Here is a 13325-nt window from a genome sequence, read left to right as displayed (position 1 = left end):
GACCGGGAGGGGGCGCGCCCCCTCCCGGCTCCGGTCACAGCCCGTAGATGGCGCCGAACTTCTCTTCCAGGTAGTCGAGAAGCGGGCCCGCCTCGGGTTCGGCACCGGTCGCGCGCAGGATCGTCTCGCGCGGCGCGTAGCGGCTGCCATGCTGCTGCAGGTTTTCCGCCAGCCAGCCGAGCGCCGCCGAGAGATCGCCCTCGGCCAGCTGCGCGTCGAGATCGGGCAGCGCCTCGCGCAGCGCCTTGTGCAGGCAGCCGGCATAGACATTGCCCAGGGCATAGGTCGGGAAATAGCCGAAGAGCCCGACCGGCCAGTGCACGTCCTGCAGCACGCCATTCGACGGCCGGTCCACCGCTGCGCCGAAATCGCGAGCGAAGCGCTCGTTCCAGGCGCCGGGCAGGTCGGCGACCGCCAGATCGCCCGAGATCAGCGCGCGCTCCAGGTCGAAGCGCAGCATGACATGCAGGTTGTAATGCACCTCGTCCGCCTCGGTGCGGATGAAGCCCGCATGCACCCGGTTCACCGCCGCGTAGAAATCGTCCGGGCCGCCGACGCGCAGGTCGCCGAAGGTCTCCTGCATCTGGTGGAAGAGCCAGGAGGTGAAGGCGCGGCTGCGCCCCAGCTGGTTCTCGTAGATCCGGCTCTGGCTCTCGTGCACGCCCATCGAGGCGCCCGAGCCCAGAGGCGTCAGCAGATAGGCCGGGTCGACCTTCTGCTCGTAGGTGGCGTGGCCGACCTCGTGGATCGTCGAGTAGAAGCAGTTGAACGGATCCGCGGGATCGGTCCGCGTGGTGATCCGCACATCCGTCCCCGAGCCCGAGGAGAAGGGATGTACCGCCTTGTCGATGCGCCCGCGGCTCAGGTCGTAGCCGAAGGTCGTCGCCAGCCGCGCCGACAGCGCCAGCTGCGCCGCCTCGTCGAATTCGCCCGACAGCTTCGGCGGCACGACGCTGCTGCCGAGGATGCGCTCGCGCAGCGCCACCAGCCGCGGCCGCAGCCCGTCGAAGAGCGCGGCGATCTGCGCGCCGCTGGTGCCGGGCTCGTAATCCTCCAGAAGCGCGTCATAGACGCTGCCGCCCTCGGCCAGCGCGGCGCCTTCCTCCTGCTTCAGCTTCACCACCTGGGCAAAGCGCGGCTCGAAGGCGGCCCAGTCATCGGCCTTGCGCGCCGCGGCCCATTCGCCCTGCGAGACCGAGGTCACGCGCGCCAGCTCGGTCGCCAGCCTGGCAGGCAGCTTGACCGAGCGCGCGTAGCTGCGGCGGATCTCGCGCAGCTGCGCCCGGGCGATGTCATCGGCGGGCTCCGCCGCCTCCAGCCAGTCGCCGACGCGCGGATCGGTGCGGCGGGCATGGAGCACGCCCTCGAGCGCGGCCATCTCCTCGCCGCGCATCTCGGCGGCGCCCGCGGGCATCATGGTTTCCTGGTCCCAGCCGGTGCGCCCCGCGACCGCGGCCAGCGCCTCGGTCTCGCGGGTGAAGCTCATCAGCTCGTCATATGCAGTCATCTCAGCCTCTCACCGACTGTGCCTTGGGATACTGGGCGAAGAAGCGCGCCCGGATGATGGCGATCCACAGCAGGATCGCGGTGAACTGGTGGGCGATCGCCAGGGGCAGCGGCGCGGCATGCAGCACGGTGGTGATGCCCAGCACCAGCTGCCACAGCAGCAGCCCGCCGACGATGTTGAAGGCCATGCGGGTGTTGAGGTTGCCCGAGCGGCGGCCGCGCCGCCAGACGATGAAGCCGAAGATCACCAGCAGGTAGCCCGACAGCCGGTGCATGAACTGCACGGTGCCCGGGTTCTCGAAGAAGTTCTTCCACCAGGGCGACAGGTCCCACATGTCGAGCGGGAAGATGCCCCCGGCCATCAGCGGCCAGTCGGTGAAGGTCCGGCCCGCATCGATCCCCGCGACCAGCGCGCCCAGCAGCACCTGCAGCATGGCGAAATGCATCAGCCCGGTCGCCATGGAAAACAGCTTCGGCTCCTTGCCGCGGCGCGCCACCATCAGCTCGTGCGAGGAGCGCGACAGCAGCAGCATCGTCCAGGCGGTCAGCCCCAGAATGGCGAAGGCCAGGCCCAGATGGACGGCCAGCCGGTAGCTGGCGACCGAGGTCATGTCGCCGACCAGCCCCGAGGAGACCATCCACCAGCCGATCGCGCCCTGCAGGCCGCCGAGCGCGCCGAGGACCAGCGTGCGCTTGGCGAAGCCCGCGGGCATGCGTTTCGTTGCCACGAAGACCGCGAAGCCCAGGGCCCAGACCAGCCCGATCGTGCGGCCGAGCTGGCGGTGGCTCCATTCCCACCAGTAGATCGACTTGAACTCGGGCAGGGTCATGCCGGTATTCATGTTCTCGTATTGCGGGCTCTCGCGGTACTTGGCGAATTCGCTGTCCCAGCCCTCAGCGCTCATCGGCGGCAGCGCCCCGGTGACGGGCTTCCATTCGGTGATCGACAGCCCGCTATCGGTCAGGCGCGTCAGCCCGCCCACGGCGATCATGGCAACGACGAGAAGGCCGATCACCAGGAGCCAGATCCGCACGGCGCCGCGGCCGCGGTCCTGGCCGCGGTCGATCAGCCCCGGCGTGGGGGCCGCCTTTTCCGCCGGGCCTTCGGTCCCGACCTCTTCGAATATGCTGCGTTTGCTCATGGGGTGCTCCCTCACACGGTCGCGGGTTTCCTAGGGCACGGGGCGGGCACGGGCAAGGGAGAGGGCGCGCGCGGGCTAGGAGGGCGGGGCCTGCAGGAAGGCGGTCAGCAGGCAGATCACGGCCATCACGATGGCGGTTGCCGCGCCGGTCGGCCAGACCGGCTGCCCGCGGAAGAGCGCGCGGCGCGCTGCCTCGGGTCCGGTGCCGTCCGCCTGCGACAGGGCGAGGCCGATCTCCAGCGCGGCATTGCTGCGCCGCGCCAGCTGCACCAGCCCCAGGGCGAGGCTGCCCGCGGAGGCCAGGAAGATCGCGATCAGCCCCAGCCGTTCCCAGCCCGCCACCGGCAGCGCCCTGACGGTCTCTCCGGCGATGATCCAGCCGCCGAAAAGCGTGCAGATGGCGATGAAGAACTGCAGCACCTTCACGTAGATCGCGGAAACGGCGCAGGCGATGTCGAAGGCGTCGCGGCTGGTCATCGGGGGCTGTCTCCTGTCACAGCTGCTTCAGCAGCTTTTCGGCATGGGCGGGCTCCAGTTCCCAGCAGCAGGCGACCTCCCAGGCGAGGATGGCGCGCCATTCGCGGCTGTCGACCGGGCCGAGCTGGCCGAGATCGAAGAGCGCCAGGTCGCGGCGGCTCTCGTCCCAGTCCAGAAGAGCGGTGCGCCCGTCGGGGCAGCGCAGCAGGTTGCCGGGATTGAGATCGCCATGGATCGCGGTCTCGCGGCGATGGGTCAGCGCGTGCCAGGCCTCGCGGCAGGCGGCGGCGGCCTCGCGCGGCAGGGCGGAAAGGCGGATGTCGCCGCCGGACTCGCGGGCCAGCAGCTCGCGTGCCGAGGCGAAGCCCGGCCGCTGCGGCAGGCCCGCGCAGGCGGCATGGAGCGTCTCCAGTGCCGCGCGCAGCCTGGGCAGCCCGGCAGCGGGGAAGCTGCGGCCCTCGATCCAGGCCTCGCAGGTCCAGCCCGCCTCGCAGAGCCGTCCGTTGCGGCTGGGCAGGAGCCGGGGCACGGCAAAGCCCGCCGCTTCGGCCGCGTCATGCACCGGCGCCAGCCAGGCGAGCGCCGCCTCGCTGCGGCGCGTCGACTTGAAGATAAGCTGCGGCTCCGCCCCCTGGGTGCGGAAGGCGCGGTTGCGGTGCCCGCCGCGGATGCGCTGCAACGGCGCCTGGCAGTCCCAGAGCGCGGTGGGCGGCAAGGGGGCGGGGCTCTCGGAAGGGCTCATTTTCCCAAGGTAGCCTCACGGAAGCGTGAGACCAGCGGAAAATCGCCGATCCGGGGTTTTCCCGAGCCGGGCCAGCGGGCTAGGCCGTTTCGGCAACGCTCCGCGGGCCCGGGGACGGCCTGTCAGGCCGCCCTCCGGCCGGGGGGTATCAGCCGCGCTCTTTCCAGCGCACCATCTGGCGCAGCATGCCGTGGAAGATCTGCACGTCCGAGCGGGTCAGCGGCATCCGCGACCAGAGATTGCGCAGCACGATCTTCATGCCCTCGGCCTTCTCCGGCGGATGGAAGAACCCGGCCTCGTCGAGGCGGCGGTCGTAATGCTCGGCCAGCTTCTCGATCTCGATCGCGCTGGCCATGTCCGCCCCGGCCAGCTCCAGCCGCTCGGGCGCGACCTCGACCGCCTGCCGACGCCATTCATAGGCGGTCAGCAGCACGCATTGCGCGAGGTTGAGCGAGGCGAAGTCGGGATTGACCGGCACGTTGATGATCGCATTGGCGCGGGCGATGTCGTCGTTTTCCAGCCCGGCGCGCTCGGGTCCGAAGAGCACGGCAGTGCGCTGGCCTTGATGGGCGAGCTTGGCGGCATGGGCCATGGCGGCCTCGGGGGTGAAGACGGGCTTCGTCAGGCCGCGGGCGCGCGCGGTGGTGGCGAAGACATAGGCGCAGTCCTCCAGCGCCCCGGCCGTGTCATCGGCATGGACCGCCTCGTCCAGCAGCCGCCCCGCGCCCGAGGCCATCGCCACCGCCTTGGGGTTCGGCCAGCCGTCGCGCGGCGCCACGACCCGCATCCGGTCGAGGCCGAAATTCCACATCGCGCGGGCGGCCCCGCCGATATTCTCGCCCATCTGCGGGCGGACGAGGACGAAGACCGGGGCGAGTTCGGGGGGAATGGCGGGCTGGCTCATGCCGCGCGCTTAGCGCAGGGCGCCGCGGCGGGCAACGGGGTTTCGCCCGGGGCCGGGCGCGGGGGCTTGCCTTGGCGGGCCTGCACCACTAGGAGGTCGGACCGACCCAAGACGGATGCCGCAAGATGTCAGAGCCTCAGGACGACCGCACGCAGCTTTACCTGATCACCCCGCCGGGGATCGATCTGGAGACTTTCCCCGACCGGCTTTCCGCCGTTCTGGACGCGGTGGAGATCGCCTGCCTGCGGCTCAGGCTGGGCAGCCAGGATGCCGATGCGGTGGCGCGCGCCGCCGATGCGGTGCGGATGATCGCGCATGAGCGCGACGTGCCCTTCGTGGTCGAGAAGCACCTGGCCCTGGCCGAGCGGCTGGGCCTCGACGGCGTCCATCTGGAAGGCTCGCGCAATGTCCGCAAGGCGCGCGAGACCCTGGGCGAGGAGGCCATCGTCGGCACGTTCTGCGGCACCTCTCGCCATGACGGCATGACCGCGGGCGAGGCGGGGGCCGACTATGTCAGCTTCGGCCCGGTCGCCGATACCGGCCTGGGCGAGGAGATCGCCGAGACCGAGCTGTTTGCCTGGTGGACCGAGACGATCGAGCTGCCGGTCGTGGCCGAGGGCGCGCTGATCGGCAAGGGCGAGGACCCGCTGGCGAAGATCCGCGAGCTGGCGCCGGTCGCCGACTTCATCGGGCTGGGCGAGGATCTCTGGGCGCATGACGACCCGGTCGCGCTGCTGCGGCAGATCGAGAAGCTGCTCGGCTGAGCCTCAGGTCAGCCCCTCGGTGTCGATATGGATGAAGGCGCCGCAATGCTTGCAGTGGATGGCGTCGGCATCATGCAGCGCCAGTCCGCAGCGCTTGCATTCGCAGCGCACCTTCGAGGGGCGGAACATCACCTGCGCCAGCCGCAGGAACAGCGTGACGCCGAAGATCATCACCGCCACGGCCAGCATCCGCCCCGTCGTGCCAAGCAGCGTGATGTCGCCGAAGCCGGTGGTGGTCAGCGTCGTGACGGTGAAATAGAGCGCGTCGGCATAGTTGTTGATCTGCGGATTGATATGCACCTGGCTGACATAGATCATCCCCGTCACCACGAAGAGGAAGACGAAGAGGTTGACCGTGGCCAGGAACACGTCCTCGTGCTTGCGGAAATAGCCTGAGTCCCGCCGCAGCCGCGCCAGCAGCTGGTAGGAATGCAGGAGCCTCAGCGTCCGCATCGCCCTGAGAAAGCCCAGGCCCTCGCCGGTGATCGGCGCCAGGAACGAGAAGATCGCGGCGATGTCCGCCCAGGTCGAGGGCCGGGTGACGAAGCGCCAGCGATCCGCCTCGAGCCAGAAGCGGATGGCGAAATCGGTGATGATGAAAAGCCCGAGGAAGACATCCGCGACCTCGATCCAGAGGCTGCGCGGCAGGAAGGACGTCACCACGATGAAGGCGATCGTCGCCAGGTCGAAGGCGACCAGGCCGTAGCGGAACCGGTGCGCCTCGCGGCTGTCGCCGTGATAGAGTTCCCTTATCCGCTCCATCGCCTGCCTCTCCGGAAAGTCCTTTCGGAAGAGATAGCTGGGCAGGTCCGGCTTGCACAGGAAAAAGCCGGCCGCGGTCGGCTCAGCCGCCGCTGGCGCAGCGGTCGTCGACCTCGGTGCCGGGGTCGGCGAGCCCGATCCAGGCATGGATCCCGGCGGCGTCGAACCCCGCGCCGCGGCGGCCCTCGGCCTCGATCAGCGGGCGCCGGATCAGGATCGGATCGGCGCAGAGCAGCGCCAGCGCCTGCGCCTCGTCCAGCGTCGCGGGCCGGATCCTGCCGGATTTCACCGCCGGGGCGGTCGGGTTGAACCAGGCGGCCACCGGCAGGCTGCCGAAGAACGGCCGCAGCTCCTCCGGCGTCCAGGGGTGCTCCAGCAGGCTGCGGACCTTCAGCAGATGGCCCGAGGCCTTCAGCAGCTGCTTCTGCCGGGTGTTCGAGATGCAGCCGGGCTTTTCGTAGAAGGTGACAATGGACATGGGTTCCCCTTGCGGCGTCGTGCTGCCTCTGGAAAAGCAGGCAGCGTGCCAGAACCGGCGCCGGCGGAGGCTGATTCGCGGCAGGGGAGGATTTCCCGCGGGGCTGGAGCGGAGGTGGACAAATCCTGTCCGTTGTGCATGTAAACTCCGGACAAACTGCGCCGGATTTTAGTAAAGCGTTAACCCTCTCCCGCCATCCCTAGGAAATGTCATGGGATTAGCAGATTGGAGACAATTATCTGTGTAAGCGTGCATTGTGAATCGTGTATAACCTCAACAGGATTTTCCCTGCGAGTTTGAGAAGGAATTATTGGAATGAGAATGGCAACCGCTATCCGGAGCCTGGCGGGGGGCGCAGCGCTGCTGATGGCGGCGACGGCGAGCCAGGCGTCCCTGATGCTGGATACCGATGATTGCGACGGGGTGGTCGGCTTTTCCGACAGCGTCAGCAATGTCTGCTACCTGTCGTCGGACACCACCTACGCGATCGACGTGCTTTACACGACGGCCGGCGGCGACACGATGGGCGGCACGCCGGAACTGTGGCGCTTCACGCTGATCGCCAATGACATGGCCGAGATCAATGTCGACGGCGACTGGTATTTCTCCTTCGCCTCCGGCATCAGCGGCCTGACCAAGGAATTCGAAGTTTCTGGCAACGCCGCGATCGGCGTCGGCTATGACCTCTTGGACGACCTGTCCGACGGCTCGGTGATCGGCACCCTGACCTTCACCACCGGCACCATCGGCACCACGCCCGATGACGATGTCTTCGATCTCAAGCTGGCCGGCAACCGCGGCCTGACCATCTACGACCCGGCGCACGAGACCATCCTGGTGCGCTCCGGCACCGATCTGCAGGCCGCGGCCGTTCCGCTGCCGGTTCCGGCGCTGCTGCTGATGGGCGGTGTCGGCGCCCTCGCGGGCCTGCGACGCCGGTCCCGCCGGACCTGACCGGGAACCCGCAGGGCCCCGATTCACGTGGCATGATCTCTGAAAGGCCTCCCGCACGGGGGGCCCTTCGCTTTTTCGCGACAGGCTTGCCGCGGCTCATCGGGCGGCCCATATCCGGAAGGCAGTTCCGGAGGTAGAGATGGGCTATGTGAAGACCGCAATGCTGATGGCCGCGATGACGGCGCTGTTCATGGGGGTGGGCTACCTCCTGGGCGGCAGCGGCGGCGCGATGATCGCGCTGGTCGTGGCCGCAGCGATGAACCTGGTCGGCTGGTGGAATTCCGACAAGATGGTGCTGCGCATGCACAATGCGCATTTCCTGGCTGCCGGGGACCGCTACGGGCTCAATGACATGGTGCGCGGCCTCGCCGAGCGGGCCGACCTGCCGGTGCCGGCCGTCTACCTGATCGACGAGCCGCAGCCCAACGCCTTTGCCACCGGGCGCAGCCCGCAGAATGCCGCCGTGGCGGTGACCTCGGGCCTGCTGCGCACGCTCAGCCGCGAGGAAGTCGCCGGGGTCGTCGCGCATGAGCTGGCCCATATCCGCAACCGCGACACGCTGATCATGACGATCACCGCGACCTTCGCGGGGGCGATTTCCATGCTTGCGAATTTCGCGCTCTTCTTCGGCGGCAGCCGCGAGCGGATGGGGATTGCCGGGACGATCGCGATGATGATCCTCGCGCCCCTGGCCGCGTCGCTGGTGCAGATGGCGATCTCGCGCTCGCGCGAATACGAGGCCGACCGGATCGGCGCCGAGATCTGCGGCAATCCCGAATGGCTGGCCTCCGCGCTGGAAGGGCTGGGCCGCACGGCGCCGCGGATCGACAACATGGCGGCGGAGCGGAACCCGGCGACGGCGCATATGTTCATCGTCAATCCGCTGCATGGCGGCAAGATGGACAATCTCTTCGCCACCCACCCGGCGACCGAGAACCGCGTGGCGGCCCTGCGGGCCATGTCGGGCGGCCGTCCTGCCGCGGCACGGCATGCCGCACCCGAACCGTCGGCGGTGCCGCGCGTGTCGCGCAAGCGCAGCGGTCCCTGGGGCTGACCCGGCCTCAGCCGCTGCCGTCGGGCAGCGGCGCCGCGCCGTCGGCGGTGCCGGCGATGTCGCTGCGGTCGAAGGGCAGGGCCTCCAGATGGCGCAGCCGGGCGGCGATCATCGCCGCCTGCACCAGCGTCCGCGTGCCGTAGTAGGCGCGGATCTCGGCCTCGGCCTCGGCCGCCTCCGGATGGCCGTAGCGCGCGCAGGCCTCCTCCAGCGTCGCGCCCTGGGACAGCGCATAGAGCAGCCGCAACAGCTCCAGCGGCGGGCGGCTGTCGGCGCGCACCTCCTCGGAGGCGAGCTCGGCGAAGCTGCGCAGGACCTGCTCGGCGATGATCTCGAAATCCCCCAGCTGCGGCTCCATCGCGTCGCGGAAGGCCAGGTCGGTCTGCACCGAAGAGAGCGTGAGGGCGACGCGAAGATCCTTCCAGATCCGCTTGGGCAGGGTATAGCCGGCCGCGCCGACCCCCAGCTCCGAGGCGGAGGCGAAGAAGCCCGCCACCCGCGGCGAGCTGCGCTCCAGGCTGTCCCAGAAGAACCCGCCATCGGTGCTGCGCGCCCGCGCGATCACCGGGTCGATCGCCGAATAGCTGCGCTCGACATAGCGGGTGATCCAGCTGTCGGGATAGGTCGTGATCACGCGCGGGTCGATCAGCATCGAGGGCGTGTCGGTGACGACATGGACGGTGGCATGGTTGGCGCCGAAGAGCGCGGCCAGCGGCTTGAGCATCGCGCCCATGCCCGCCGTGTCGCGCACATCGTCGATCCGTCCGGAAAGCTGCTCTGCCTCTTCGTGCCGGAAGACGCGGAGAGTTCCGATGTCCTGAGACTGCGCGATCCGCAGGATGTCCGCTGCCAGCGTGTCCTCGCCGGCGTCTTTCAGCGAACCAATGGTAGTCACGAGAGAAGTGTAGACCCAATTCGCCATCATGCTTCGAGGATAACGATATTTCCCGGATGCAGGAAGAATTTTTACAACCGGATACCTTTTCTAAACCGCTCTGAAGCTTCCTGAGGATGTTTCCAATTTGTTCTAATTGGTAGCAATCTCAGGGAGAAAGAGCATGACCTCTATCTACAATTACGAAGACTTCGCCGCCGCATCCGCCCTGGCAGGGGCCATGCACCTTGACCGTGCCGCGCAGTTCGTCGGCCGCCACCGCTGGGAGCTGAAGCTCAGCGAGACCGGGGCGGAAATCGACGGGTTCGACCGCCGGGGAACGGAATACCTGATGGTCGCGCGGGAGGGGCGGCACCTGGCCTCGCTGCGGCTGCGCCGCGCGGCCGCGGGCAGCATGACGGCCGCCGCCTTCCCGCATCTGTGGCGCCGCCATCGCCGCGAGCTGCAGCGGATGAGCGAGGTGACGCGGTTCTGCAGCGCGCCGGGGCTCGGCGGGCGGCTCTGCCGCGAGGCGGTGACGGAGCTGCTGATCGGCCTCTGCCGCCATGGCCGCCGCAGCGGGCAGGAGCAGCTTTTCGGCGTCGTCTATCCCGGGGTGGCCAAGGCGATCGCCCGCAACGGCTGGGCGTCGAGGCATCTCGACAGCTTCGAGACGGATGGCCGCGAGACCTGGCTCTGCCGCTGGGACTGCACCGCCGAGGCCGACTGGCGGCTGCAGGAATGCGCCGCCCGCCTGGCAGAGCGGGCGGCGGCGCGGCCGCTACTGCAGGCGGCCTGACACCTGGCGACCTAGAAGCTCTCGCTTCCGTTCTGCCAGGGCTTGATCAGATTGCCGAAGCGGGTGAAGCGCCCTTCGAAGCTCAGCTCCACGGTGCCGATCGGGCCGTGGCGCTGCTTGCCCAGGATGACCTCGGCCTTGCCGTGGCAGCGCTCCATGGTTTCCTGCCACTTCGCCATCGCCTCGAGATTGTCGTCGGAGGGCTTCTCGCGCTCCTTGTAGTATTCCTCGCGGAACACGAACATCACCACGTCGGCATCCTGCTCGATCGAGCCGGATTCGCGCAGGTCGGAAAGCTGCGGGCGCTTGTCCTCGCGGCTTTCCACCGCGCGGCTGAGCTGCGACAGCGCCACCACCGGGATGTTCAGCTCCTTCGCGATCGCCTTGAGGCCCTGGGTGATCTCCGAGACCTCGTTGACCCGGCTGTCCTTGGCGGTCGCGGGGCGGACGAGCTGCAGGTAGTCGACGATCAGCGCGTCGAGCCCGTGAGTCCGCTTCAGCCGCCGCGCCCGCGCCGCAAGCTGCGAGATCGGCAGGGCGGGCGTGTCGTCGATATAGAGCGGGCAGGATTCCAGCGTCTTCGCCGCCTCGACGAAGCGGCGGAACTCGGCCTCGGTCATGTCACCGCGGCGGATCTGCTCGGAGGGGACCTCGGAGGCTTCCGACAGGACCCGCGCGGCGAGCTGCTCGGAGGACATCTCCAGCGAGTAGAAGCCGACCACGCCGCCATTCACCGCGCCCTCGGTGCCGTCGGGCAGGGTGCCCTTGCGGTAGGCCTTGGCGATGTTGAAGGCGATGTTGGTTGCCAGCGAGGTCTTGCCCATCGAGGGGCGCCCGGCGAGGATCAGAAGGTCCGAACGGTGGAGCCCGCCCAGCTTCTTGTCGAGATCGTCGAGCCCGGTGGAGATGCCCGCGAGGCCGCCGTCGCGCTGGTAGGCGGCATTGGCGACATTCACCGCCTCGGTCACGGCGCGCAGGAAGGAGGTGAAGCCCTTCGACGCCTGTCCCTGCTCGCCCATCGCGTAGAGCGCCTGCTCGGCCTCGACGATCTGGTCCTTCGGCTCGCTCTCGGCATCGACCCGGCGCGCGCGGTCCGAGATGTCGCGGCCGAGCTGCATGAGCTGGCGGCGCATGTACATGTCGTGGATCAGCTGCGCGTAGTCGGCCGCCGCGAAGGTGGAGATCGCCGCGCCCGCGAGCCGCGCCAGATAGGCCGGACCGCCGAGTTCGCCCAGCCCCGGATCGTCCTCCAGGAAGGCGCCCAGCGTCACCGGGCTGACCAGCGCGTTCTTGGCGAAACGGCTGGCTGCGACTTCGAAGATGCGCCCGTGCACGGGGTCGTAGAAATGATCCGCTTTCAGGATCGATGCGACCCGGTCGAAGACCCGGTCATTGGTCAGGACCGCGCCCAGAAGCTGCTGCTCGGCTTCGATGGAATGCGGTAGCGCGTCGCTGACTTCATCGGCACTTTGCGCGCCGATCTGACCCATGTCGTTCATGGTTCCTGCCTCTTTTCACCCGTACCGGGCGGGATAGCGCCAAGCGCCTGGGGGGAGCAAGGCGGATATCTTGTGGATAAGTCTGTATAACTGCTCGGGTCCAGATTACGGGGCAGGCCGGATTCTGTCCACAAGGGATTGTGGGCAGCTCAAGGCCTAACCTTGCGTCACCATTAGCCGGGAAAGCCCGTGGAAATGGTAGGTCGGCGCATAGAGCGGCGGCTCGGCCAGCTGCAGGCCGGGGCAGCGGGCGAAAAGGACGCGGAGCGCGATCTGCAGTTCCAGCCGCGCCAGCGGCGCGCCGAGGCAGAAATGCACGCCCGCGCCGAAGCTCGTCATCGCCTTCTGGCTGCGCCCGGGGCGGAAGGCGGCCGGATCGGCGAAGACCGCCGCGTCGCGGTTCGCGGCCCCCAGGAGGCAGGCGACCTGGTCCCCGGGCGCGAAGCGGCAGCCCGCGATCTCCACCGGGCGCTGCGCGTAGCGGGTGAAGAGATGCAGCGCCGGGTCGAGCCGCAGAGTCTCTTCCGCCGTCGCCGCCACGGTGTCCTCCGCGGCCAGCGCCGCCGGACCGGGCTGGGCGAGCAGCAGCTTCACCGCATTGCCGATCGCGTGGACCGTCGCCTCGTGCCCGGCATTTAGCAGCAGAACGCAGGTGCCGATCACCTCGTCGCGGCTCAGCCGCCCGGCGGCCTCCTCGGCCAGCAGCGCCTCGGCCAGATCGCCGTCGCTGCGCGGGGCCCGGGCATCGAGCGAGGCCTCCAGATGCGCGGCGAACTCGGCAGAGGCGGCCTCGGCCGCGGCGCGCTCGGCCGCGCTTGGCGCCTGGGTGTAGAGCCGCACCATCGCATGCGACCAGTCGAGCAGCTTGGGCGCCAGCGCCACCGGCTCGCCCAGCATTTCGGCGATCACCGTCACCGGGATCGGCACGGCATAGGCGGCGAGCAGGTCGAAGGGCCCTGAAGGGAAGGCGTCGACCAGCTGGTGGCAGAGCGTCTCGATCCGCCCGGCCATTGCCTGCACGCGGGCATTGGTGAAAGCCGTCACCACCGAGCGGCGCAGCACCGGATGGCGCGGCGCCTCGTTCGAGAGCATCGAGGCCTCCTCCAGCCGCCGGAAGGCCGGGAGCGTATCCCAGGGGGCGGGCGCCTCCATGCCCGCGGGCGGCAGCCGGGCGAAGTCGCGGCTGCGCAGGATGCCCTGCACCGCCTCGTGCGAGACCGCGGCGGCCATGCCGTAGTCTTCCCAGAAGACGACCGGCCCCCGGGCGCGCATCGCCTCGTAGGCGGGATAGGGGTCCTGGACGAAGGCGGGATCGGCGGGGGGCTGGCGGAAGCTCTGCATGGCCCCGCGATACGCAAGCGCGCGCGGCT

The 13325-nt window shown here is 69.1% G+C and carries 14 protein-coding genes; 4 read left to right on the top strand and 10 right to left on the bottom strand.

The features are described 5' to 3' along the window. Positions 1-34: 34 nt before the first annotated feature. From FGX59_RS05255 to FGX59_RS05235, 5 genes are all read right to left on the bottom strand, one after another. Positions 35-1507 carry a carboxypeptidase M32 gene (locus FGX59_RS05255; RefSeq protein WP_138465473.1) on the bottom strand — a complete coding sequence of 491 codons (1473 nt, stop codon included), beginning with the start codon at positions 1505-1507 and terminating at the stop codon, positions 35-37. Position 1508: 1 nt separating this feature from the next. Continuing rightward, a complete protein-coding gene (ctaA, locus tag FGX59_RS05250; protein ID WP_138465472.1) occupies positions 1509-2648 on the bottom strand; it encodes a heme A synthase in 1140 nt (379 codons plus the stop codon). Between the two features lie 75 nt (positions 2649-2723). After that, on the bottom strand, positions 2724-3125 hold the full coding sequence (locus FGX59_RS05245) for a hypothetical protein (RefSeq protein ID WP_138465471.1): 402 nt from the start codon (positions 3123-3125) through the stop codon (positions 2724-2726). Between the two features lie 16 nt (positions 3126-3141). Continuing rightward, the gene (locus tag FGX59_RS05240) at positions 3142-3867 is read right to left on the bottom strand and encodes a phosphotransferase (RefSeq protein ID WP_138465470.1); all 726 of its coding nucleotides are present in this window, start codon (positions 3865-3867) and stop codon (positions 3142-3144) included. 148 nt (positions 3868-4015) lie between these two features. Continuing rightward, the gene (locus FGX59_RS05235) at positions 4016-4771 is read right to left on the bottom strand and encodes an RNA methyltransferase (protein ID WP_138465469.1); all 756 of its coding nucleotides are present in this window, start codon (positions 4769-4771) and stop codon (positions 4016-4018) included. A 125-nt stretch (positions 4772-4896) separates the two neighbouring features. Between FGX59_RS05235 and FGX59_RS05230 the strand changes: the two genes are divergently transcribed. Beyond that, complete coding sequence (locus tag FGX59_RS05230; protein WP_138465468.1) at positions 4897-5535, top strand: thiamine phosphate synthase; 639 nt, start codon at positions 4897-4899, stop codon at positions 5533-5535. Between the two features lie 3 nt (positions 5536-5538). Here FGX59_RS05230 and FGX59_RS05225 read toward each other — a convergent pair whose 3' ends face one another. Together FGX59_RS05225 and FGX59_RS05220 are read right to left on the bottom strand one after the other, a co-directional pair. Beyond that, positions 5539-6297 (bottom strand): ion channel, encoded by a 759-nt coding sequence (locus tag FGX59_RS05225; protein ID WP_171060518.1) that lies wholly within the window; start codon positions 6295-6297, stop codon positions 5539-5541. A gap of 82 nt (positions 6298-6379) precedes the next feature. After that, positions 6380-6775 carry an ArsC/Spx/MgsR family protein gene (locus tag FGX59_RS05220; protein WP_138465467.1) on the bottom strand — a complete coding sequence of 132 codons (396 nt, stop codon included), beginning with the start codon at positions 6773-6775 and terminating at the stop codon, positions 6380-6382. Between the two features lie 321 nt (positions 6776-7096). Between FGX59_RS05220 and FGX59_RS05215 the strand changes: the two genes are divergently transcribed. Then, positions 7097-7729 carry a VPLPA-CTERM sorting domain-containing protein gene (locus tag FGX59_RS05215; protein WP_138465466.1) on the top strand — a complete coding sequence of 211 codons (633 nt, stop codon included), beginning with the start codon at positions 7097-7099 and terminating at the stop codon, positions 7727-7729. 139 nt (positions 7730-7868) lie between these two features. Beyond that, positions 7869-8783 carry a zinc metalloprotease HtpX gene (htpX, locus tag FGX59_RS05210; protein ID WP_138465465.1) on the top strand — a complete coding sequence of 305 codons (915 nt, stop codon included), beginning with the start codon at positions 7869-7871 and terminating at the stop codon, positions 8781-8783. A gap of 7 nt (positions 8784-8790) precedes the next feature. Here htpX and FGX59_RS05205 read toward each other — a convergent pair whose 3' ends face one another. Next, positions 8791-9678 (bottom strand): autoinducer binding domain-containing protein, encoded by an 888-nt coding sequence (locus FGX59_RS05205; protein WP_171060517.1) that lies wholly within the window; start codon positions 9676-9678, stop codon positions 8791-8793. Positions 9679-9841: 163 nt separating this feature from the next. On the opposite strand from FGX59_RS05205, the gene FGX59_RS05200 reads away from it, so the two are divergent. Further along, the gene (locus FGX59_RS05200; RefSeq protein WP_138465463.1) at positions 9842-10456 is read left to right on the top strand and encodes an acyl-homoserine-lactone synthase; all 615 of its coding nucleotides are present in this window, start codon (positions 9842-9844) and stop codon (positions 10454-10456) included. Between the two features lie 11 nt (positions 10457-10467). On the opposite strand, the gene FGX59_RS05195 is transcribed toward FGX59_RS05200, so the two are convergent. Together FGX59_RS05195 and FGX59_RS05190 are read right to left on the bottom strand one after the other, a co-directional pair. Then, positions 10468-11955, bottom strand: coding sequence for a replicative DNA helicase (locus tag FGX59_RS05195; protein WP_138465462.1), 1488 nt, complete (start codon positions 11953-11955; stop codon positions 10468-10470). Between the two features lie 156 nt (positions 11956-12111). Next, positions 12112-13296: a cytochrome P450 gene (locus FGX59_RS05190; protein ID WP_138465461.1), complete on the bottom strand. Its 1185-nt coding sequence runs from the start codon at positions 13294-13296 to the stop codon at positions 12112-12114. Positions 13297-13325 lie beyond the last annotated feature (29 nt).

Source organism: Poseidonocella sp. HB161398, assembly GCF_005870025.1.
Classification (GTDB): domain Bacteria; phylum Pseudomonadota; class Alphaproteobacteria; order Rhodobacterales; family Rhodobacteraceae; genus Mangrovicoccus.
The sequence above is the reverse complement of the archived record's forward strand: the minus strand, read 5'-3'. Positions and strand labels throughout refer to the sequence as shown.

Bases quoted from the DNA above. Each gene is read 5' to 3' on its own strand.
- FGX59_RS05215 (WP_138465466.1), top strand. From the start codon at position 7,097: ATGGCAACCGCTATCCGGAGCCTGGCGGGGGGCGCAGCGCTGCTGATG.
- FGX59_RS05255 (WP_138465473.1), bottom strand. From the start codon at position 1,507: ATGACTGCATATGACGAGCTGATGAGCTTCACCCGCGAGACCGAGGCG.
- htpX (WP_138465465.1), top strand. From the start codon at position 7,869: ATGGGCTATGTGAAGACCGCAATGCTGATGGCCGCGATGACGGCGCTG.
- FGX59_RS05200 (WP_138465463.1), top strand. From the start codon at position 9,842: ATGACCTCTATCTACAATTACGAAGACTTCGCCGCCGCATCCGCCCTG.
- FGX59_RS05230 (WP_138465468.1), top strand. From the start codon at position 4,897: ATGTCAGAGCCTCAGGACGACCGCACGCAGCTTTACCTGATCACCCCG.
- FGX59_RS05225 (WP_171060518.1), bottom strand. From the start codon at position 6,297: ATGGAGCGGATAAGGGAACTCTATCACGGCGACAGCCGCGAGGCGCAC.
- FGX59_RS05240 (WP_138465470.1), bottom strand. From the start codon at position 3,867: ATGAGCCCTTCCGAGAGCCCCGCCCCCTTGCCGCCCACCGCGCTCTGG.
- FGX59_RS05195 (WP_138465462.1), bottom strand. From the start codon at position 11,955: ATGAACGACATGGGTCAGATCGGCGCGCAAAGTGCCGATGAAGTCAGC.
- ctaA (WP_138465472.1), bottom strand. From the start codon at position 2,648: ATGAGCAAACGCAGCATATTCGAAGAGGTCGGGACCGAAGGCCCGGCG.
- FGX59_RS05245 (WP_138465471.1), bottom strand. From the start codon at position 3,125: ATGACCAGCCGCGACGCCTTCGACATCGCCTGCGCCGTTTCCGCGATC.
- FGX59_RS05235 (WP_138465469.1), bottom strand. From the start codon at position 4,771: ATGAGCCAGCCCGCCATTCCCCCCGAACTCGCCCCGGTCTTCGTCCTC.
- FGX59_RS05190 (WP_138465461.1), bottom strand. From the start codon at position 13,296: ATGCAGAGCTTCCGCCAGCCCCCCGCCGATCCCGCCTTCGTCCAGGAC.
- FGX59_RS05220 (WP_138465467.1), bottom strand. From the start codon at position 6,775: ATGTCCATTGTCACCTTCTACGAAAAGCCCGGCTGCATCTCGAACACC.